This window comes from Deinococcus sp. NW-56, assembly GCF_002953415.1.
Lineage (GTDB): Bacteria > Deinococcota > Deinococci > Deinococcales > Deinococcaceae > Deinococcus.
This window is the reverse complement of the sequence record NZ_CP026516.1, coordinates 948,500-967,763: the sequence shown is the minus strand read 5'-3', so window position 1 is coordinate 967,763 and position 19,264 is coordinate 948,500. Positions and strand designations below refer to the sequence as shown.

At 70.1% G+C, this 19,264-nt stretch carries 20 protein-coding genes; 7 read left to right on the top strand and 13 right to left on the bottom strand.

Annotated features, from left to right (window positions below):
- Window positions 1-61: 61 nt before the first annotated feature.
- The 4 genes from C3K08_RS04925 (at window position 62) to C3K08_RS04910 (ending at window position 3,934) form a co-directional block, all read left to right on the top strand.
- Complete coding sequence (locus tag C3K08_RS04925) at window positions 62-775, top strand: PspA/IM30 family protein (RefSeq protein ID WP_104990289.1); 714 nt, start codon at window positions 62-64, stop codon at window positions 773-775.
- Between the two features lie 126 nt (window positions 776-901).
- Window positions 902-1,594 carry a DUF3108 domain-containing protein gene (locus C3K08_RS04920; protein WP_234009170.1) on the top strand — a complete coding sequence of 231 codons (693 nt, stop codon included), beginning with the start codon at window positions 902-904 and terminating at the stop codon, window positions 1,592-1,594.
- Between the two features lie 63 nt (window positions 1,595-1,657).
- Window positions 1,658-3,535: a 1-deoxy-D-xylulose-5-phosphate synthase gene (gene dxs / locus C3K08_RS04915; RefSeq protein ID WP_104990287.1), complete on the top strand. Its 1,878-nt coding sequence runs from the start codon at window positions 1,658-1,660 to the stop codon at window positions 3,533-3,535.
- A gap of 153 nt (window positions 3,536-3,688) precedes the next feature.
- Window positions 3,689-3,934, top strand: a complete 246-nt coding sequence (locus tag C3K08_RS04910; protein ID WP_104990286.1) for a hypothetical protein — start codon at window positions 3,689-3,691, stop codon at window positions 3,932-3,934.
- Between the two features lie 24 nt (window positions 3,935-3,958).
- On the opposite strand, the gene tilS is transcribed toward C3K08_RS04910, so the two are convergent.
- Together tilS and C3K08_RS04900 are read right to left on the bottom strand one after the other, a co-directional pair.
- Entirely contained in the window at window positions 3,959-5,554 is a 1,596-nt protein-coding gene (gene tilS / locus C3K08_RS04905; RefSeq protein ID WP_104991925.1) for a tRNA lysidine(34) synthetase TilS, read from the bottom strand.
- Entirely contained in the window at window positions 5,551-6,456 is a 906-nt protein-coding gene (locus C3K08_RS04900) for a DUF72 domain-containing protein (RefSeq protein ID WP_104990285.1), read from the bottom strand. Before C3K08_RS04900 ends, tilS begins: the two co-directional genes overlap by 4 nt.
- A 35-nt stretch (window positions 6,457-6,491) precedes the next feature.
- Here C3K08_RS04900 and C3K08_RS04895 point away from each other — a divergent pair, with 35 nt between their 5' ends.
- The gene (locus C3K08_RS04895; protein WP_104990284.1) at window positions 6,492-6,950 is read left to right on the top strand and encodes a peroxiredoxin; all 459 of its coding nucleotides are present in this window, start codon (window positions 6,492-6,494) and stop codon (window positions 6,948-6,950) included.
- A gap of 10 nt (window positions 6,951-6,960) precedes the next feature.
- Here the strand turns inward: C3K08_RS04895 and C3K08_RS18390 are convergent, their stop codons facing one another.
- The 5 genes from C3K08_RS18390 to ablA all read right to left on the bottom strand — a co-directional run bounded on the left by C3K08_RS18390 (window position 6,961) and on the right by ablA (window position 11,301).
- Window positions 6,961-7,386, bottom strand: coding sequence for a hypothetical protein (locus C3K08_RS18390; RefSeq protein WP_234009169.1), 426 nt, complete (start codon window positions 7,384-7,386; stop codon window positions 6,961-6,963).
- A 9-nt stretch (window positions 7,387-7,395) separates the two neighbouring features.
- Window positions 7,396-7,899, bottom strand: a complete 504-nt coding sequence (locus C3K08_RS04885; protein WP_104990283.1) for a Panacea domain-containing protein — start codon at window positions 7,897-7,899, stop codon at window positions 7,396-7,398.
- 96 nt (window positions 7,900-7,995) lie between these two features.
- Window positions 7,996-9,354, bottom strand: coding sequence for an acetyl ornithine aminotransferase family protein (locus C3K08_RS04880; RefSeq protein ID WP_104990282.1), 1,359 nt, complete (start codon window positions 9,352-9,354; stop codon window positions 7,996-7,998).
- Between the two features lie 45 nt (window positions 9,355-9,399).
- Entirely contained in the window at window positions 9,400-9,795 is a 396-nt protein-coding gene (locus tag C3K08_RS04875) for a four helix bundle protein (protein ID WP_104990281.1), read from the bottom strand.
- A gap of 54 nt (window positions 9,796-9,849) precedes the next feature.
- Entirely contained in the window at window positions 9,850-11,301 is a 1,452-nt protein-coding gene (ablA, locus tag C3K08_RS04870) for a lysine 2,3-aminomutase (protein WP_104990280.1), read from the bottom strand.
- Between the two features lie 158 nt (window positions 11,302-11,459).
- Here ablA and C3K08_RS04865 point away from each other — a divergent pair, with 158 nt between their 5' ends.
- On the top strand, window positions 11,460-11,921 hold the full coding sequence (locus C3K08_RS04865; protein ID WP_104990279.1) for an Lrp/AsnC family transcriptional regulator: 462 nt from the start codon (window positions 11,460-11,462) through the stop codon (window positions 11,919-11,921).
- A gap of 3 nt (window positions 11,922-11,924) precedes the next feature.
- Here C3K08_RS04865 and C3K08_RS04860 read toward each other — a convergent pair whose 3' ends face one another.
- The 4 genes from C3K08_RS04860 to trpE are packed head-to-tail and all read right to left on the bottom strand — an operon-like array spanning window position 11,925 to window position 16,155.
- On the bottom strand, window positions 11,925-13,001 hold the full coding sequence (locus tag C3K08_RS04860) for an aldose epimerase family protein (protein ID WP_104990278.1): 1,077 nt from the start codon (window positions 12,999-13,001) through the stop codon (window positions 11,925-11,927).
- 36 nt (window positions 13,002-13,037) lie between these two features.
- Window positions 13,038-14,066 (bottom strand): anthranilate phosphoribosyltransferase, encoded by a 1,029-nt coding sequence (trpD, locus tag C3K08_RS04855; protein ID WP_104990277.1) that lies wholly within the window; start codon window positions 14,064-14,066, stop codon window positions 13,038-13,040.
- Window positions 14,063-14,680: an aminodeoxychorismate/anthranilate synthase component II gene (locus C3K08_RS04850; RefSeq protein ID WP_104990276.1), complete on the bottom strand. Its 618-nt coding sequence runs from the start codon at window positions 14,678-14,680 to the stop codon at window positions 14,063-14,065. Before C3K08_RS04850 ends, trpD begins: the two co-directional genes overlap by 4 nt.
- A gap of 53 nt (window positions 14,681-14,733) precedes the next feature.
- Window positions 14,734-16,155 (bottom strand): anthranilate synthase component I, encoded by a 1,422-nt coding sequence (trpE, locus tag C3K08_RS04845; RefSeq protein WP_104990275.1) that lies wholly within the window; start codon window positions 16,153-16,155, stop codon window positions 14,734-14,736.
- A 235-nt stretch (window positions 16,156-16,390) separates the two neighbouring features.
- Here trpE and C3K08_RS04840 point away from each other — a divergent pair, with 235 nt between their 5' ends.
- Complete coding sequence (locus C3K08_RS04840) at window positions 16,391-17,038, top strand: methyltransferase domain-containing protein (protein ID WP_104990274.1); 648 nt, start codon at window positions 16,391-16,393, stop codon at window positions 17,036-17,038.
- Window positions 17,039-17,043: 5 nt separating this feature from the next.
- Here C3K08_RS04840 and C3K08_RS04835 read toward each other — a convergent pair whose 3' ends face one another.
- Together C3K08_RS04835 and C3K08_RS04830 are read right to left on the bottom strand one after the other, a co-directional pair.
- On the bottom strand, window positions 17,044-17,301 hold the full coding sequence (locus C3K08_RS04835; protein WP_104990273.1) for a hypothetical protein: 258 nt from the start codon (window positions 17,299-17,301) through the stop codon (window positions 17,044-17,046).
- Window positions 17,298-19,181: a 1,4-alpha-glucan branching enzyme gene (locus C3K08_RS04830; RefSeq protein ID WP_104990272.1), complete on the bottom strand. Its 1,884-nt coding sequence runs from the start codon at window positions 19,179-19,181 to the stop codon at window positions 17,298-17,300. Before C3K08_RS04830 ends, C3K08_RS04835 begins: the two co-directional genes overlap by 4 nt.
- Between the last annotated feature and the right edge of the window lie 83 nt (window positions 19,182-19,264).

Genomic DNA, 19,264 nt, shown 5'->3' with positions numbered 1-19,264 from the left:
GGCCCGGACGCAACCCACGCTGGCCCCCCTGCGTAATCATGACCGCAAGGAGGAACCACCCATGAGCATTCTCGATCGCCTGTCCCGCCTGCTCCGTGCCAACGTCAACGACCTGATCAGCCGCGCCGAGGACCCCGCCAAGATCATCGACCAGGCCCTGCTCGACATGCGCTCGGCCTACGCCGAGGCCCGCAGCGAGGTGGCCGAGGCCATGAGCCAGAGCGCCAAGCTCACCCGCGAGTCGGGCACCAACCGCAAGCTCGCCGAGGAATACGAGAAGAAGGCGGAAGAGGCGCTGCGGGCCGGGAACGAGGAGCTTGCCCGCGAGGCCCTGCGCCGCTCGCAGAACCACAAGGACCTCGCCCGGGGGTTCGAGGAGCAGGTCGGCACCCAGACGGCCACGGTCGATCAGCTCAAGACCCAGCTCCGGGCGCTGGAAGCCAAGATCGACGAGATGGAGTCGCGCAAGTCGCTGCTCGCTGCCCGGCAGAAGACCGCGCAGGCCGGAGCGACCCTGGAGCGCGTCAGCGGCTTCGGCAAGGCGGGCGGCGCGATGGACGCCTTCGAGGACATGGAACGCAAGGTCCTGCACATGGAAGACCGCAACCAGGCCATGACCCAGCTGCGGCAGGAGGGCGACCTCGACGCCCAGCTCGCCGACCTCGGGCGCGACCGCGAACTCGACGACGCCTTCGCCGCGCTCAAGGCGCGGGTGCAGGGCGGCCAGGGCGGCGCGGGGCAGGGCAGCACCCCTCCCAGCGACAGCCAGGGCTGAGGCCCACCCGGTCCTCGTGGGGGCACCGCCGGGTGCCCTCTTTTGCTGTGGCCCTCCCCCACCCGTCAGCGGAACTTCATGATGGCTGACAGAATGGAGGGGATGCCCAGCCTTACCCTGTCCACCATGTCCGGCCACCTCCGCCGAATCCTTTCCCCAGCGCTCCTGGGGGCAGCGCTGCTGGTGGGCTGTGCGCCCGCCACGGCACCGCAGTCGCAGGGGACGCCCGTGGCGTCAAGCACGCCCGTCAACCGCGTGTCCTTCTCCCCGCTGGAGACGGGCCTGACCTGGACCTACCAGCCCGAGGGCGAGGCGGCGGGCGGGCAGCCCTACACCCTGCGGGCGCTGGGGCCGACGGTGTTCGCCGGGCAGACGGCGCTGGCCTTCGAGCTGACGGGGCGCGGCGCCCAGCAGACGTGGTTCCGGCAGATCGGCGCCGAGGGGGTGCGGCTGCTGGGCTTTCGCAAACCCGGCGTGAGTGTGCGGCTGGACCCCGCGTGGCTGGAGGCCCCCGCCGAGGGCGCGTGGCGGGTAGGCTTGAACTGGGAGGGCGTCAGCCGGGTGACCCTGACCGGCGACGACGGCAAGGTGCAGGCCCAGGGCACCTTGCGCTACCGCTACGACGTGCAGGACCGCCGCCGGGTCACCACCCCCGCCGGGACCTTCGAGGTCTGGGTGGTCACCCGGCAGATCGGGGACGACGTGGGCGGCCTCTTCTCGCCGCAGGTGCAGCAGCTGTGGTTTGCGCCCTTCGTGGGCGAGGTCCGCACCCCGGAGGGCCTGCTCCTGACCGCCCGCAACTTTGGGGGGAAGCCGTGAGCCTCCCCACCCGCTACCGTGGGGCCATGACCGGCCCCGTGCCCACCCGCCAGGAGGCGTCCCATGACTGAACCCCTGACTCCCCTCCTCGACCGCATCCACAGTCCGGAAGACCTCAAGACGCTCGCCCGCGAGGACCTGCCGCAGCTGTCCGCCGAACTGCGGGACGAGATCGTGCGGGTCTGCTCGGTGGGCGGACTGCACCTCGCGTCCTCGCTGGGAGCCACCGACCTGATCGTGGCGCTGCACTACGTCCTCGACTCGCCGCGCGACCGCATCCTCTTCGACGTGGGGCACCAGGCCTACGCGCACAAGATGCTCACCGGACGCCGGGGGCAGATGCCCACCCTGAAAAAGGAGGGGGGGCTGAGCGGCTTTACCAAGGTCAGCGAGAACGAGCACGACGCGATCACGGTAGGGCACGCGAGCACGTCCTTGGCCAACGCACTGGGCATGGCGCTGGCCCGCGACGCGCAGGGGCAAAAGCACCGCATCGCCGCCGTGATCGGGGACGGCTCACTGACGGGCGGCATGGCCCTGGCCGCGCTGAACACCATCGGGGACCTGGGGCGGCCCATGCTGATTGTCCTGAACGACAACGAGATGAGCATCTCGGAGAACGTGGGGGCGCTGAACAAGTTCATGCGCGGCCTGCAGGTCCAGAAGTGGTTCCAGGAGGGTGAGGGGGCGGGCAAAAAGGCGGTGGAGGCGCTCAGCAAGCCGCTGGCCGACCTGATGAGCCGCGCCAAGAGTTCCACCCGGCACTTCTTCGACCCGGCCAGCGTGAACCCCTTCGCGGCGATGGGCCTGCGCTACGTCGGGCCGGTGGACGGGCACAACGTGCAGGAACTCGTGTGGCTGCTCGAACACCTCGTGGACCTCGACGGCCCCACGCTGCTGCACGTGGTCACCAAGAAGGGCAAGGGCCTGAGCTACGCCGAGGCCGACCCCATCTTCTGGCACGGCCCCGCCAAGTTCGACCCCGCGACCGGGGAGTACGCGCCGAGCAGCGCCTACTCGTGGAGCAGCGCCTTCGGGGACGCGGTGACCGAACTCGCCGCCCGCGACCCCCGCACCTTCGTGGTCACCCCCGCCATGCGCGAGGGCAGCGGGCTGGTGCGCTACAGCCAGGTCCACCCCCACCGCTACCTCGACGTGGGCATCGCGGAGGACGTGGCCGTCACGGCGGCGGCAGGTATGGCCTTGCAGGGGCTGCGGCCCGTCGTGGCGATCTATTCGACCTTCCTGCAACGGGCTTACGATCAGGTGCTGCACGACGTGGCGATCGAGAACCTCAACGTGACTTTCGCCATCGACCGGGCGGGCATCGTGGGGGCGGACGGGGCCACCCACAACGGGGTCTTCGACCTGAGTTACCTGCGCTCGATTCCCAACGTCCGGATTGGCCTCCCCAAGGACGCCGCCGAGCTGCGCGGGATGCTGAAGTACGCGCAGGAGCATCCCGGCCCCTTCGCCATCCGTTACCCACGCGGCAACACCGAGCGCGTGCCGGAGGGCACCTGGCCCGAGCTGGAATGGGGCACCTGGGAGCGCGTGCAGGAGGGGGACGACGTGGTTCTCCTGGCCGGGGGCAAGGCGCTGGACTACGCCCGCAAGGCCGCCGAGGGCCTCCCCGGCGTGGGTGTGGTGAATGCCCGCTTCGTCAAGCCGCTCGACGAGGCGATGCTGCGCGAGGTGGCGGGCAAAGCCCGCGCCCTGATCACGGTGGAGGACAACACCATCGTGGGCGGCTTCGGAAGTGCGGTGCTCGAAGCGCTGAACGGGATGGGCCTGCGGGTGCCCGTGCGGGTGCTGGGCCTCCCCGACGAGTTTCAGGAGCACGCGACGGTGGAGAGCGTCCACGCCCGCGCCGGAATGGACACGGCGGCGATCCGCACCGTGCTGGCCGAACTCGGCGTGGATGTGCCGTTGGAAGTGTAGGCACGGATGAAGGAGGGAGGCCGGAGCACCCGCCCCGGCCCCTTTGCTGGACCGGCGGGTCGTGGACCGGGCCTCCCGGCTGACGCTGGCTTGACGGTCCTCTGCTCAACTGCAGGAGGTTCCCCCATTCCATTCGCGGTCCGGAGGTTTTCTATGCGACTCCCTTTTTTCGCCGTTGCTCTGCTGCTTGCCACCCTGTGCTTCCTGCTGCCCTGGGACTGGGCCTCGGTGCTGGGTGGCGTCCTGGTCATCCTGGGGCTGGGAACGATTCCCCGGAGCGGTTTCCTGCCTCTCCTCCGCAGCGCAGACAGCGATTCCATCGTCGGAGGCAGTGTCGGGGACGCCTGCGACCTGGGCAGCGGGTCTGATGGTGGCGGCTGCGACGGCGGTGCCGCGTAGGACCGTGAGGGCGAGCGGGGGGGACTATTCGGTTTGCCGCCGCACGGCCTGAAAACTCTGCCGGAGCAGCCGCGCCGCTTCCCCCGCCCGCACACCGCCCGTCACCTCGGGGCGGTGGCCCCAATGGTGGGCCAATAGGTCGCTGACGCCGCCCAGCGCTCCCGCCTTGGGGTTGGCAGCCCCGTACACGATCCGGCCCACCCGCGCCTCCAACGCCGCTCCCAGGCACATCGGGCACGGCTCCAGCGTCACGACGAGGGTGCAGGCCGTGAGGTAGGGCGTCCCCAGGGTACGGGTCGCTTCTCGCAGCGCTCCGAGTTCAGCGTGCCGGGTCATGTCGCCATGCTCGCGGCTGGTGTTGCGGCCCCGGCCGACCACCGCGCCGTCCGGCCCCAGCACGACGGCGCCCACGGGGACCTCGCCGTGCCCCGCCGCTTCCCCCGCCAGCGCGAGGGCCTCGCCCATCGCCGTATGGAGGGGGTCCGGGGCCACGCCCGCCGCTTCCCGCGCTCCGACCGCCCACACGGGGGGGTGCAGGCCCACCCACTGCACGTCATCCCCCACCGTCAGCAGGGGCACGCGGTCCCGCTCGGGGCGGGGCACCTTCGCGTCGGTGAACACGTCGCTGAGCTTGCGGGTGCCTCCGGGCAGACGCAGCCGATCGCCGGGCTGCCGGGTGCGGAGGGTCCAGCCGGGTGGGACCGGGAAATCGGGGGCAGGCCACCCCAGCGGGCGCAGGTGTAGCCGCCCGCCCGTCGCGGTCACGTCCCGGCCCCCCGGCAGGGTGACGTGGGCCGTCTCCCCCGCCCCCAGAGCAGCGGCGAGTGCCCCGACGTGCTCGGCGTGGTAGGCCAGGCCCGCGTCCTCCAGCGCCCGCGCCACGTGACGGCGCAGGACGGCGGCGGGCTGCCGGGTCCGGGGCGCGTGCTCGGTCAGCCGGGCGGCGAGGGCCTCCAAGGCCGCATCGTCTTCACGGGCAAGGCGGGCGAGGCGGGCGAGGGCAGCCTCCAGGCCAGGAAAGCGAGTGGCCAGCAGAGGCATGACCTCGCCACGCAGCCACGCCCGCGTCCGGGTGAGGTCGGCATTTGTGGGGTCCTCGCGCCAGTCCTGGCCCAGCGAGCGCAGGAAGGCTTCCACATCGGCGCGGGACACGTCCAGCCAGGGGCGGTGGACGCGGCCCCGCACGGGGGGAATGCCGCTCAGGACTGCCTCACCGCGCAGCAGTTCCACCAGCACCGTTTCCGCCTGATCGCGGCGGGTGTGGGCCGTCAGGATGGCCGAGGCCCCCGCCGCCTTCGCCGCCCGCGAGAGGAACTCGTAGCGCACTCGGCGGGCCGCGTCTTCCAGGTTCCAACCGCGCCGGGCGGCGACCGCGCCCACCTCCACCCGCGTGCCGTGGAAGGGCACCCCCAGCCGCCCCGCCAGCGCCTCCACCCAGGCCGCGTCCTGGGCTGAATCCTCGCGCAGGGCGTGGTCGAGGTGGGCGACGACGGGCCGCGCCCCCGCCAGGAGCAGCGCCCGCAGGAGGGCCACGCTGTCGGCCCCACCGGAGACGCCCACCACGACAGTCTGCCCGGCGTAGGGCTGAAGCGGACGGCCCAGCGCCGGGGGCCGCCTCACCTCTCCCCCGGCCACGTCACCCCCAGCGCCGAGGCCAGCGCGAGCGCGTCACGGGGAGCGTGGGCGCCGATGTCGTTGTCGAAGTACACGTACACGTCGCGGGGCTGCCGGGGCAGCGGGAGGCCGGTCAGGCGGCGGGCATCCGGCGGTTCCCCGCCCTCCCGCCAGGCCCGTACTCGCGCGGCCCAGGCCCCGATCTCGTCGGGGTCATAGCCGCTGCGGTACAGCTCGCGCGAACCGTGCAGCCGCACATACACGAAGTCGGCGGTCACCTCCTCCACCAGCGGAAAGTGCCCCGCCGCGTCCGCGACGACGAGGGCGACCCCGAAGCGGCGCAGCAGGGCGGGCACTTCGGGCGTGAGGAAACTCCCATGCCGCACCTCCAGCGCGTGGCGCAGGGGGCGGTCCTCCCCTGCCTCGGTCCACGCCCGGCCCGTCAGCCGCTCGTCGTGTTCGGCGGCGAGGCGGGCGGCTTCCCCGGTGGTGCGCGGCAGCAGGGCCAGGAATGCCCCCAGCACCTCCGGGGCGAAGCGCACCTGTTCGGGCAGTTGCCACAGCACCGGCCCCAGCCGCCCACCCAGCCGCAGCACCCCCGACGCGAAGAAGTTGGCGAGCGGGCCGCGCACCCCGCGCAGCTTCTTCATATGGGTGACGAAGCGCCCACCCTTCACCGCGAAAACGAAGCCGGGCGGCACCTCGGCCCCCCAGCGGGCGTAGGTGTCCGGACGTTGCAAGGAGTAGAAGGAGCCGTTGATCTCCACGCTGCCCAGCCGCTCGGCGAGGTAGGCCAGCTCGCGCCGCTGCACCAGCCCGGCCGGGTAGAACTCGCCCCGCCAGTGGCGGTAGGTCCAGCCGGAGGTGCCGACAAAGAGGCGGCCGGGGGCAGGCGGAGGGGCGGGCACGGGCGCATTGTAGGTGGCCCGGTACAATCGGGGGCATGTCTCCCCGCGTCGGCCAGCCCGCTCCCGACTTCGACACCCGCAGCGACGACGGCCAGCCCGTCCGGCTCGCGGACCTGCGGGGCCGCTGGGTCGTGCTGTACTTTTACCCCCGCGCGAGCACGCCCGGCTGCTCGGTGGAAGCGCAGCGCTTCGAGGCGGCCCTGCCGGAGTTCGAGCGCCTGAACGCCGCCGTCATCGGCGTGAGCACCGACACGGAAGCGCGGCAGGCCAAGTTCCGCGAGAGTTGCGACCTCTCCTTCCCCCTGATTCCCGACGGCGACCGCACCCTGTGCCGCGCTTACGGCGTGATGGGCGGCCTCGGCGGGCTGATGGGGCTGGCCGGGCGGCAGACCTTCCTGATCGACCCCGAGGGCAAGGTCGCCCACCACTGGCGCACGGTGAACCCGGCGAGCCACGCGGCGGACGTGGTGCGCTACCTGCGGCAGACGGCGTAGCTGGGGAGGGCTATCGCCCCCGGCTGTCCCGGCTCTCGGCGAGGACCGTCGTGGTGGCCTCGCGCACGGGGTCCTGCGGGTAGAGCCAGCGCAGGAAGACCAGAAAGAGGCCGATCACGGTCGCCGTACTTGTGGTCAGGAAGGCGATGATCACGCCCGGCTCCAGCCGGAAGGGGCGGCCCCCCAGGGTGCCCCAGCCCACCGCCAGGGTCAGGACCACGTCCGCGATCAGCCACGCGGTCGCCAGCGCGAAGACCGCGAAGCCCGCCCAGCCGCGCCACCGCTGCTGCGCCCGGACCTCCCGGAGCGTGAGAGCCTGCCGCTGGCGCAGGTAATCCTCGTCGGCCCGCTGGCGGCGCTCGGTTTCCAGGCCGCCCTCCACGCGGGCATGAATGGCGCTCAGCGGCAGCGGCGGCTCGGAGCGGGGGTCGCTCATGCCCCCGGCTCAGGCGCTGCGGGCCAGGGCGGTGTAGTACTCGCGGGTGACCTCGTTGGGAATCAGGTCGGCCGCGTGGCCGAAGACCTGCCGCCAGGGGCTGCCGTCCAGGTGGGTCAGGCGCGAGAGTTCCTCGCCGCTCATCTGGCCGTAGGTGGCCCACACGCTGCGGATGACCTCCAGCGCGGCCGGGTCGTCACTCAGGTCGGGCTCGCCAGGCGAGACGGCCAGCGGCTCCGCGATGGGTGCCCGGCCCCGCCCGCCCCAGTGGTCCCACAGCCGCCGCACGATGGGGCCGTACTGCCAGGCGTGAACGGTGTTGTAGATCAGCGGCCGCCCCAGCAGCGCGAGCGTCCACCCATGCGCGATGTACACCAGCTTGTGAAGCTGCATCTGCGTGAGGCTGCGGCCCTCAGCCCGCGCGAGGTCGAGAAAAGCGTTTGCCACGACCTCGGCGGCGTAACCGGTCCGGGTCGGGTCAGCGATTTTGAGCGGTGAGTCCGTCAGGGTCATGGGCGGCGCTCCTTTCTGATGCCAGCGTAACACGGGGACATGAACGCTGGGCCGTGGAACCCTTCGCTCCACGGCCCAGCCTCGGTGCAGCAGACCTTAGAGGGCGGCCAGCGCCTCCCGCATGATCTTCAGCCCCGTTTCCGCGTCCTCGCGGGTCAGGATCAGGGGCGGGCTGATGCGGATGACGGCCTCACCGCAGTCGAGGTTGAGCAGGCCCTTTTCGAACATCGCCATGCTGGCGCGGTCGCGCAAGGCTCCGTCGGGGGAGCCGTCAGGCTTGACGAACTCCAGCCCGATAAACAGGCCCTCGCCGCGCACGTCGCCCAGGAACCCGAACTCGGCCTGCATCTTCCGCAGTTCGGCCAGGATGTAGCCGCCGACCTCGCGGGCATTGTCCATCAGGCTCTCGCCGCAGCCGGGGTGCGTCACCACCCCTTCCAGCAGGTCGAGGGTGGCGTGCGCCGCCGCCGCCGCGACCGGGTTGCCGCCGAAGGTCGAGCCGTGCGAGCCGACCGCCCACGTCATCACGCTTTCTTTCGCCAGCATCGCGGAGATGGGCAGGCCCGAGGCAATGCCCTTGGCGAGCGTCACGATGTCGGGCTGCACGTCGAAGTGCTGGAAGGAGAACATCTTCCCGGAGCGGCCCATCCCGGCCTGCACCTCGTCAAAGATCAGCATGATGCCGTGCTTGTCGCACAGCGCCCGCAGTCCCGGCAGGAAATCGGCGGGCGGCACGATGTAGCCGCCCTCGCCCTGCATCGGCTCGATGATGATCGCCGCGACCTCGTCGGCAGGAATGACGGTGCTGAACAGCCCCTCGATGTGGTCCAGCACGGCCTGTCCGCAGGTTTCGGGCGTGCTGCCCAGCGGCGGACGGAAGGGGTTGGGGTAGGGCACGTGGCTGACATTGGGCAGCAGCGGGCCGAAGCCGCGCTTGTATTTCGTCTTGGACCCCGTCAGGGTGATTGCCCCGTAGGTGCGGCCGTGGAAGCTGCCCAGCGTCGAGATGATGTGGGTGCGCCCGGTGTGGTTGCGGGCCAGCTTGACCGCCGCCTCGACCGCCTCCGCGCCGGAGTTGCCGAAGAAGACGCGCCACTTCTCGCCCGGCCGCTCGATATGCGAGACGAGCCGCTCCGCGAGGCTGGTGGTGATCTCCTGCGGGTAGTCGGTCAGGCAGACATGGGCGAACCGCGTGATCTGCTGCTGCACGGCCTGCACCACGTGCGGGTGGGCGTGCCCGGTCGTGCTCACCGCGATGCCCGCGAAGAAGTCGAGCATGGTGTTGCCGTCCACATCGGTGAGCCACACGCCCTCGCCGTGGTCGGGCACGAAGGGGTAGGGCCGCATGTAGGAGGTGGAGAGGTGCTGGGCGTCGCGCTCCATGATGGCCTTCGTCTTGGGGCCGGGGAGGGCGGTCTTGAGGAGGGGCTGGCGGGGCTGGGTGGCGGTGGTCATGGGGGCTCCTTCGGAGACCGTCTAAGGGTCTGAGGGTCTAAGGGTCTAAGGAGATTGACCGTTAGGGGGGAGGGACTTGGGTTGGAGGCGCTTGGTCAGGGTCATAAGCTTGGCGGAGAGGGTTCGGGCCTGAGTACGGAGGAGGCGAAGGCTCGCGTCATCCAGGTAGCCCAGGCGGTGAGCAATTTGGGAGGCGCTCACCACCTCAAAGAGGGAACCGCGCGACATCATCAGGAAACGGACGAACTCGCGGTCCGTACCCCGTCCACGTCCCTCAGCGATGTTGAGCGAGATGGAGACAGCCGCACGGCGCATCTGGTTCGTGAGTCCGAATCGCTCAGCATCTGGGAAGGCGTCGGTCAGGCGATAGACGTCGGCGCCAAACTCCACCGCCAGCGAATACACGTCCAGTTGCTCAAATGGAAAATACGTCTCCTCCATCCTGCAACCTTAGACCCTTCGACTCTTGACCCTTAGACGCCGCATCAGCGGCCCTCAGTCGCCGCTGACAGGTTGCGGCTCGCTCTCCAGCGGCTGAGGCACCTGCACCATGCCGTCGGGGGCCGTGTCAGTCACCCCGCCCGCGCCGCCCACGCCGTGCGCGACCCACTTGTCCTCGCGGCTGTTCAGGCGGTGCTGGGTCGCACCGGGGCGATTGCGGCTTTCACTGAACTCCTTGGGCTCGATGGAGATGCGCTCGCCTTCCATCAGGCCGTAGATGCCGCTCTGGCCGGGTTCCTTGCGCTGCCAGTCTTCGGGCACCGCCATGTCGGGGCCGGTGTAATCCGTCGGCTCGGAGTAGGCGGCGATGTAGCCCTCGAAGTTGCGGAGGATCAGCTTTTCGGGCGAGTGCGAGAGCACGTAGTTGGGCGCGACCGGAATCTTGCCGCCGCCGCCGGGCGCGTCCACCACGTAGGTGGGCACCGAGTAGCCCGAGGTATGCCCGCGCAGGCTCTCCATGATCTCCAGGCCCTTGCTGACCGTGGTCCGCAGGTGCCCGGCCCCGTGCACGAGGTCGCACTGGTAGATGTAGTAGGGCCGCACCCGGATCTTGACGAGTTCGCGCAGCAGCTTCTGCATGATCACCGGGTGGTCGTTGACCCCGCGCAGCAGCACGCTCTGGTTGCCCAGGGGCACACCCGCCCGCGTGAGGCGGTCGCAGGCGTCGGCCACCTCCGGCGTGATCTCCTTGGGGTGGTTGACGTGGATGTTCATCCACAGCGGGTGGTTCTCGGCCAGCACGTCGCACAGTTCCTGGGTCACGCGCATGGGCATGAAGACGGGCACGCGGGTGCCGATGCGGATGATCTCGATGTGCTCGATCTTCCGCAGCTCGGAGAGCAGGCGGCCCAGCACCTTCGGGGCGAGGGTGAGCGGATCGCCGCCCGAGAGCAGCACGTCGCGCACCTGGGGCGTGTTCCGCAGGTAGTTGAGTTGCGCCTCGTACTCGGCGGGGTTGAAGGTCTCGGAGGGGTCCCCCACGATGCGCGAACGGGTGCAGTAGCGGCAGTACGACGCGCACTGGGTCGTGACCAGCATCAGCACCCGGTCGGGGTAGCGGTGCACCAGGCCGGGCACGGGGCTGTGCTTGTCCTCCGCGAGCGAGTCCTCCATCATCGCGGTGAAGGGCTCGAGCTCGTGGTGGGTCGGGATGACCTGACGCCGCACTGGGCAGGTGGGGTCTTCGGGGTCCATCAGCGAGGCGAAGTACGGGGTAATGTCCAGCCGGAAGATGCCCTTGGCGCTCGCTCCCGCCCGCTCGGACTCGGTGAGGCGGATGACCTCTTCCAGTTCCTCGACGGAGTTGATGCGGTTCTTAAGCTGCCATTTCCAGTCGTACCACTGCTCGTCGGGCACGTCCGCCCACTTGGGGGCACGGTGGTTGCGGGGCAGCATCTGCTGGGACCGGACGGTCGCCTGCGGGTGCAGGGTCATGGGGGTGGGCATGGGGCCTCCTGGGGGTGATGAAACGTGAGTGCGGTCTCCAAAATTCTGACGACCCCAAAGGCGGTTTGGAAGGCGCGTGGAACGGCCGATGCCTGCCCCGCCGCCCACACCAAACTGACAAACGCCATGTCCGACCTATCAAACGTTAAGATGACCTTATGAAGCAGCACGGCGGCCCCCTCGATCCACTCGACCACCGCATCCTCGAAGAACTGCAAACCGACTCGCGGCTGAGCATGCGCGAACTGGGACGGCGGGTCGGCCTCTCAGCCCCCGCCGTGACCGAGCGGGTGCGGCGGCTGGAGGACGCGGGCGTGATCCTGGGCTACGGCATCCGGGTCGCCACGGGGCCACTGGGCCGGGCGATCACGGCCTTTATCGGTGTGCAGGACAGCGGGCGCAACGACCCCGCATTGGTGCGTTGGGCCAAAAAACACGACGGGGTGCTGGAATGTCACTCGGTCACGGGTGACAACTCCTGCATCCTGAAGGTCGCCGTGTCCGACGTGGCCGCGCTGGAGGGGTTGCTGGGCGAACTGATTGCAATGGGCTTTACCTGCGCGACCTCCATCGTGCTGAGCACGCCGCTGGAGGGCAAGGTGCTGCTGCCGCCCGCCTGAGCCTTACTCGGCGGAGAAGCTATACACCGTTCGCGACGTGAAGCGCTCGCCGGGGCGCAGCACCGTGGAGGGGAAGCCGGGCTGGTTGGGCGAATCCGGGAAGTGCTGGGTTTCCAGGCAGACGGCCCAGCGGTGGCCGTAGCGCTGCCCGCCCTTGCCGATGAGCGAACCATCCAGAAAGTTGCCGCTGTAGAACTGCATTCCGGGCTGATCGGTCTGGACCGTGAGCCGCCGCCCGCTGACCGGGTCGTACAGAATGGCCGCTGGTCCCCCGTCCCCACGCAGCACGAAGTTGTGGTCGTAGCCCCCGGCGAAGCGAAGTTGCTCGTCCTCCGCGTCCACCCGTGCGCCGATGGGCTGGGCCTTGCGGAAGTCGAACGGCGTGCCCGCCACCGCCCGCCGCTCCCCAGTCGGAATCAGTGTCGCGTCCACAGGGGTGAAGTGGTCGGCGTCCAAAGTCAGTTCGTGGCCCAGGATGTCCCGCTGGGCGTCGCCCGACAGATTCCAGTAACTGTGGTTGGTGAGGTTGAGGACAGTGGGCGCGTCCGTCGTCGCCTCGTAGTCGATCTGGAGGGCACCTTCCGGCCGCAGGGTGTATGTCACCCGCACGGTGAGGGTGCCGGGGTAACCTTCCTCGCCGTCGGGGCTGACACGGGTGAAGACGGCGCGGGGGCCGTCCTCTCCCACCGATGCCTCGCCCTGCCAGAGCCGCTGGTCGAAGCCGCGCTCGCCGCCGTGCAGGGCATTGGGGCCGTTGTTGCACGCCAGTTGATACGTCTGCCCGTCCAGCGCGAAGCGGCCCCCCGCGATGCGGTTGCCGTAGCGCCCGATCAAGGCCCCGAAAAAGGAGGCGGTGGCCCGGTCGAAATACGGCTCCGGCGTGTCGTACCCCAGCACGATGTCGCCCAGCTCTCCGTCGCGGTCGGGGGTGAGCAGGCGTACAAGGACGCCGCCGTAGTTGGTCAGGCTGGCCTGAATCCCACCCGGCAGACGCAGTTCGTAAAGGGCGACCGCCTCACCCGCAGGAGTGCGGCCCCACTCGCGTTCCTCCACGCTTCCGACCGGCTGATGCTGCAGCATGGCCCCAGGGTGCCACACGGCGGGGCCGACTCTCCCCTACCGCCGCGTGTGCGCCGCGTACCGCTGGAGCAGGTCCCAGGCCGCGCCGCTCGCCATGACCTCGCGGGCCTGAGCTACTCCTTCGCGGATGCTGGCGACTCGTCCGGCGGTCCTCAGCGCTGCGCCCGCGTTCAGCGCCACGATGTCGCGCTGGGCCGGGGTGCCGCCCCCCGTCAGCAGGGCGCGGGTGATCTCGGCGTTCTCGGCGGGAGTGCCGCCCACGATGGCCGCGCGGGGATGCTCAGTCACGCCCGTCTCGGCGGCAGACACCACCCGGTCGATCACCTCGCCCTCCCGCAACCCCGACACCGTGTTGGGGCCGCAGACCGTGAACTCGTCGAGGCCGTCGCCGTAGACGACAGTAGCCCCCTTCGCGCCCAGCAGCCGCAGCACCTCGGCCAGCGTACGCGTCAGTTCCGGGCGGTAGACCCCCACGACGAGGTGGGTGGCCCCGGCCGGATTGGACAGCGGCCCCAGGATGTTGAAGACAGTACGGGCAGCGAGTTCAGCACGGACGGGCGCGGCGTGCCGCAGGGCCGGGTGGTAATTGCGGGCGAACATGAAACCGATGCCCAGGCGGTTGATGCCGTCCGCAACGACCTCTGGCGGGGCGTCGAGGTTGACCCCCAGCGCTTCGAGCACGTCCGCGCTTCCGGCCCGGCTGCTCGCGGCACGGTTGCCGTGCTTGGCGACGGGCACCCCGGCGGCAGCCACCACGAAGGCGGTCGTCGTGCTGATGTTGAAGGTGTGGGCACCGTCGCCGCCCGTGCCCACCACGTCGAGGAGCACGTCGCGCGGCTCGACCTGCACGTGGACGGCATTCTCCCGCATCGCCTGCGCGAAGCCCGCGATCTCCTCCGGCGTCTCGCCGCGCACGCGCAGGGCGGCCAGGGCGGCGGCGAGGCGCACCCCACTGACGCTCCCCTCCATCACCTCGCGCATGAAGGCGGCGGCCTCGGTCTGCGAGAGCGCCTCGCCGTTCATCAGCCGCAGGTGCAGGGTGCGGGGGTCGGTGGGAGCGGTCATGCGCCCACCCCGGCCCGGTGCTCGCGCACCAGCGTCAGGAAGTTGGCGAGCAGGGCCATCCCGCCCTCGGTGGCGACCGATTCGGGGTGAAACTGCACCCCGTAGACGGGGTAATCGCGGTGGCGCAGGGCCATCAGCACCTCCTCTTCGGGATCGGTCGTCCAGGCGACGGGCACGAGTTCGGCGGGCAGGTCACGGACCACCAGCGAATGGTAGCGGGTGACGGCCACTTCCTCCGGCAGTCCTGCGAAGAGGCCCGTGCCCTCATGCCGCACCGGGCTGGTCTTGCCGTGCACCGGCCGCCGCGCCCGCTCCACCCGCGCCCCGAACGCCTCTCCGATGCTCTGGTGCCCCAGGCAGACACCCAGCGTGGGGACCTGCGGCCCGAGTTTGCGGATCACGGCCACACTTTGCCCCGCCTCGCGCGGCGTGCAGGGACCGGGTGAGACGACGATGGCGTCGGGCCCAAGCGCCCGCACGTCATCCAGCGTGAAGGCGTCGTTGCGCCAGACGGTGACTTCACATTCCAACTCGCCGAGGTACTGAACGAGGTTGTACGTGAAGGAGTCGTAGTTGTCGATCAGCAGGACAGATAGGGGAGCATTGGGGGTCATGTTCAGGTCTCCTGGGAGGGGGCGTAGAGGGCTTGGGGGAGCAACCTCCGGCGTCATAGCCCCCCCGCCGCCAGCTCGACGGCCCACATCAGCGCCGCCGCCTTGCCCCGCGTCTCGGCCTCCTCGCTGGCCGGATCGCTGTCGGCCACTACCCCGGCTCCGGCCTGGATATGAACCCGGCCGCCCGCGATCACCATCGTCCGCAGCGTGAGGGCCATGTCGAGGCTGCCATCGAGGGCGATATAGCCGAACGCGCCGCCATATGGTCCCCGGCGCACGGGTTCGAGTTCCTCGATAATCTCCATCGCGCGAATCTTGGGAGCGCCCGACACCGTGCCCATCGGCAGCACGGAGGCCAGGGCGTGCAGCGGCGTCTGCCCCGGTGCCAGCTCGCCCGTCACGGTAGAGACGATATGCATGACGTGGCTGTAGCGCTCGACCGAGAAGGCGTCCTGCACCCGCACCGTCCCGTAGCGGCTGACCCGCCCCAGGTCGTTGCGCCCGAGGTCCACCAGCATCAGGTGCTCGGCCCGCTCCTTCTCGTCGGCGAGAAGTTCGGCGGCGAGCGCTTCGTCCTCCCCCGGCGTGGCCCCGCGCCGCCGCGTTCCGGCGATAGGCCGGGTGACGAGCGCGTGACCGTCCGAGCGCAGCAGGCTCTCCGGGCTGGAGGCCACCAGGGTCACGTCCCCCAGCGCGAGGTAGCCCAGGTAGGGGCTGGGATTGACTCGCCGCAGGGCGCGGTACAGGGCAAAGGGGTGCAGCTCCCCCAGTTCGGCGCTGAAACGCTGCGAGGGCACCACCTGAAAGATGTCCCCGGCGCGGATGTACTCCAGCGCCCGCTCGACGGCAGCCATGAAGCCTTCCGGGGTGAAATTGCTAGTGAAGTGGGGCGCGGGGGCCGGGTCGCGGCCGGGCACCTCGGGCAGGGGACCGCGCAGCCGGGCGGCGAGGTCGGCGACCACCGCGTCGGCGTCGGCCTGGGCTTCGGCGGTCGCCACCACGTTCAGGCGGTGTCGCAGGTGGTCGAAAATCACCATGCCGCGCGGGGCGACGAAGAGGGCGTCGGGTACGTTCAGCTCGTCGGGATTGCTGTCTGGCAGGCGCTCGTAGGCCCGCACCACGTCGTAGGCCGCATAGCCCACTGCACCGCCGATAAAGGCGGGCAAACCCTCTGGCAGCGGCGCGGGCCGGGTCGCCGCCGCGTACAACCGAGCCAGGGGGTCGGTCTCGGGGCCGTCGGAGTCCCCGAACACGCCCGAACTCGTCACCCGTCCATTCCGGTACGTAAAGCGCCCGGCCTCCCCCACCCCGATGAACGAATAGCGGCCCAGCTTCTCGCCCGCTTCCACACTCTCCAGCAGGAAGCTGACCGCCTCCCCCCGCGCCACCTTGAGGTAGGCCGTGACGGGCGTGTCGAGGTCGGCGTTGAGTTCCTGCACGGCGACGGCGAGGGGCTGGGGATACGTCTGGGTCATGGGGCTCCTGGGAACAACACAAGAGCGCCCGGTGGGACTTCCACCTGGGCGCGTCGGGGGTTGGGAAAACGGCGCGTCAGACCCAGGCGAAGCTGGGCCACCACCACGCACCGAAGGGGGTCATGCGGGGAAGATAGCGCCCGGCCCGGCCACCTACTCATGAGGGCGTTTAGACAACTTCTGCCCTGTGCCCCCGCTTGCCGTCTGCCCGGCGGCGGGGTGAGAGGCTGGGGCCATGCCCGATCACCCCCGCCCAGAGCTGCCGCCCGAAGCCTTCCGCCGGGTGGACGAGACGCCCGACGAACGCTTCTACGCCCAGCCCCGCTTCGTGACCCACATTGACGATGCGGCGATTGCCGCCGTCACGCAGCTTTACCGCGAGTACTTTCCTCCGGGCGGCCACGTCCTCGACCTGATGAGTTCCTGGGTGAGCCACCTCCCGCCTGAGGTCGAGTACGCGGGCGTGACGGGATTGGGCCTGAACCGCGCCGAACTGGAGCGCAATCCCCGCCTGACGCGGCGGGTGGTGCAGAACCTCAACACGGACCCCTCTCTGCCCTTCGAGACAGCGAGCTTCGACGGCTGCGGGATTTGCGTTTCGATCGACTACCTGACAGACCCCATGACCGTGCTGCGCGAGGTCGGGCGGGTGCTGAAGCCGGGGGCGCCCGTCGTCATCACCTTTTCCAACCGCTGCTTCCCGACGAAGGCGGTCGCGGTCTGGCACGCTCTGGACGACGCAGGCCACGTCGCGCTGGTACAGGAACTGCTGCGAATGGCGGGAAATTTCCGGGACATTGCGGGCCTGGACCGCAGTCCCCGGCTGGGGCGCTCGGACCCGCTGTATGCGGTGGTGGGGCGGGCGGTGCACGGGGAGGAGTAAACCGCTTACCCCCGGTTCGCCGCCACCCACAGCAGCAGGCCGATCAGCAGGAGGTCGAAGGCCCACGCCGCCGGGCGCTTGAGTTCGGGCCGCCGCTGTGCCCGCAGAATCTGAATAACCAACCGGGCGAGCAGCAGGCCCACCACCAGGTAAGGACTCGGCAGCGGCCCGCCCAGCAGCGGCACCAGCAGCAGCGCGGCCACGCCCACCAGCAGCAGCAGGCTCACGGCGGTCAGGGGATCGGGGCGCCCTGGGCCAGTCATGCGGGGTCCGGCTCCAGCACCAGCACGCTCAGGGGCGGCAGGTTCAGCCGCAGGTGATGCGTCTGCCCGTGCCAGCCCTCCTCCCGCGCGGTGAGGTCGGGCTGCTGGGTGCCGAAGCCGCCGAACTCGCCGTCGTCAGTGGAGAGCACCACACGGTAGCCGCCGCCCTGGGGCACGCCCACCGGATAGGCCTCGCGGTAGACGGGGGTGAGGTTGGCGACGACCAGGCTCCACGTCCCCCCCTGCGGGTCACGGCGGATATAGGCGTACACGCTGGCCTCGGTGTCGTCGGCACTGACCCACAGCATCCCCTCGTCGAGCATGTCCCCGGTGTGGAGGTCAGGGCGCCCCACGTACAGGCCGTTGAGCCGCCGCACCAGCTCCAGCACGCCCCGGTGGTCCGGGTGCTCGGCGAGGTGCCAGGGCAGCGACACGTCATGGTTCCACTCGGTGGGCTGCGCGAACTCCTGGCCCATGAACAGCAGCTTCTTGCCGGGGGTGGTCCACATCAGCGCCAGGAAGGCCCGGTAGCCCGCCCGCTGCGCGTACCAGTCGCCGGGCATCTTCATGACGAGCGATTTCTTGAGGTGCACCACCTCGTCGTGGCTGATCGCCAGGATGAACTTCTCGGAGGTGCGGTAGGCGTTAAAAAAGGTCAGCTTGTGGTGGTGGTACTTGCGCCACAGCGGGTCCTGCTCGAAGTAAAAGAGGCTGTCGTTCATCCAGCCCATCGCCCACTTGTAGTCGAAGCCCAGGCCGAAGGGCGTGGGGGCCGTCACGCCGGGAAAGGAGGTGCTCTCCTCCGCGACCATCACGGCACCGGGGGCCATGTGATGCACGACCTCGTTCAGCCGCTTCAGAAAGGCGATGGCCTCCAGATTCTCGCGTCCGCCGTGAATGTTGGGCACCCATTCCGTGCGCGAGAAGTCGAGGTACAGCATGGAGGCCACCGCGTCCACCCGCAGGCCGTCCACGTGGAAGTCCTGGAGCCACTTCAGGGCCGAGCCGATCAGGAACATCACGACCTCGTTGCGGCCGTAGTCGAAGATGTACGTGTTCCAGTCGTGGTGGAAGCCCTTGCGGGGGTCGGCGTACTCGTACAGCGCCGCTCCATCGAAGCGGGCGAGGCCCGACTCGTCGGTGGGGAAATGGCCGGGCACCCAGTCGAGAAGGACGCCGACGCCGCGCCCATGCAGGTGGTTGACGAGGTAGGCGAAGTCGTCGGGCGTGCCCAGGCGGCTCGTCGGGGCGTAGTAGCCCGTGACCTGATAGCCCCACGAGCCGTCGAAAGGATGCTCCATCACGCCCAGCAGCTCGACGTGGGTGTAGCCCAGCCACGTCACGTAGTCGGCCAGCCGGTGCGCCAGCTCGCGGTAGTTCAGGAAGCCGCCGTCGTCTCGCCGCGCCCACGAGCCGACGTGGGCCTCGTAGATGCTGACCGGACGGTCGTAGTCCACGCCCCGCGCCGCCATCCAGTCGCCGTCGGTCCACTCGAAGGCGGGCTGCCAGACCACGCTGGCCGTATTCGGCCGCAACTCCATGTGCTGCCCGTAGGGGTCGGACTTGTCCACCGTGCGCCCGTCCGCACCCGTGACCCGGAACTTGTAGCGCTGCCCCGCCGAGGCCCCCGGCACGAAGGCGCCCCAGAAGCCGAAGTCGAGGCGCGTCAGGGGGTGCGAGGAGCCGTTCCAGCCGTTGAAGTCCCCCACCACGCTGACGTGCCTCGCGTTCGGCGCCCAGACCGCGAACCGCACCCCGTCCACCTCCCCCTCCCGCACCGGGTGCGCCCCCAGCAGGTGGTCGGGCCGCACGAGGTCGGCGGTGACCAGCTTTTGCAGGTGCTCGTGGTCCAGGGGAAGGGGCAGGTGGGGGGCACTCATGCGGGCGAGTGTAGCGGGTGAGGCGTAGGGGGAAAGAGATGCCTCAGGAAGCACTGAAGGGGAGGAAGCGGTGGGTGAGCAGG

Coding starts and splice junctions, on each gene's coding strand:
- C3K08_RS04925 (WP_104990289.1), top strand. CDS start 62: ATGAGCATTCTCGATCGCCTGTCCCGCCTGCTCCGTGCCAACGTCAAC.
- C3K08_RS04920 (WP_234009170.1), top strand. CDS start 902: ATGTCCGGCCACCTCCGCCGAATCCTTTCCCCAGCGCTCCTGGGGGCA.
- dxs (WP_104990287.1), top strand. CDS start 1,658: ATGACTGAACCCCTGACTCCCCTCCTCGACCGCATCCACAGTCCGGAA.
- C3K08_RS04910 (WP_104990286.1), top strand. CDS start 3,689: ATGCGACTCCCTTTTTTCGCCGTTGCTCTGCTGCTTGCCACCCTGTGC.
- C3K08_RS04895 (WP_104990284.1), top strand. CDS start 6,492: ATGTCTCCCCGCGTCGGCCAGCCCGCTCCCGACTTCGACACCCGCAGC.
- C3K08_RS18390 (WP_234009169.1), bottom strand. CDS start 7,386: ATGAGCGACCCCCGCTCCGAGCCGCCGCTGCCGCTGAGCGCCATTCAT.
- C3K08_RS04885 (WP_104990283.1), bottom strand. CDS start 7,899: ATGACCCTGACGGACTCACCGCTCAAAATCGCTGACCCGACCCGGACC.
- C3K08_RS04880 (WP_104990282.1), bottom strand. CDS start 9,354: ATGACCACCGCCACCCAGCCCCGCCAGCCCCTCCTCAAGACCGCCCTC.
- C3K08_RS04875 (WP_104990281.1), bottom strand. CDS start 9,795: ATGGAGGAGACGTATTTTCCATTTGAGCAACTGGACGTGTATTCGCTG.
- ablA (WP_104990280.1), bottom strand. CDS start 11,301: ATGCCCACCCCCATGACCCTGCACCCGCAGGCGACCGTCCGGTCCCAG.
- C3K08_RS04865 (WP_104990279.1), top strand. CDS start 11,460: ATGAAGCAGCACGGCGGCCCCCTCGATCCACTCGACCACCGCATCCTC.
- C3K08_RS04860 (WP_104990278.1), bottom strand. CDS start 13,001: ATGCTGCAGCATCAGCCGGTCGGAAGCGTGGAGGAACGCGAGTGGGGC.
- trpD (WP_104990277.1), bottom strand. CDS start 14,066: ATGACCGCTCCCACCGACCCCCGCACCCTGCACCTGCGGCTGATGAAC.
- C3K08_RS04850 (WP_104990276.1), bottom strand. CDS start 14,680: ATGACCCCCAATGCTCCCCTATCTGTCCTGCTGATCGACAACTACGAC.
- trpE (WP_104990275.1), bottom strand. CDS start 16,155: ATGACCCAGACGTATCCCCAGCCCCTCGCCGTCGCCGTGCAGGAACTC.
- C3K08_RS04840 (WP_104990274.1), top strand. CDS start 16,391: ATGCCCGATCACCCCCGCCCAGAGCTGCCGCCCGAAGCCTTCCGCCGG.
- C3K08_RS04835 (WP_104990273.1), bottom strand. CDS start 17,301: ATGACTGGCCCAGGGCGCCCCGATCCCCTGACCGCCGTGAGCCTGCTG.
- C3K08_RS04830 (WP_104990272.1), bottom strand. CDS start 19,181: ATGAGTGCCCCCCACCTGCCCCTTCCCCTGGACCACGAGCACCTGCAA.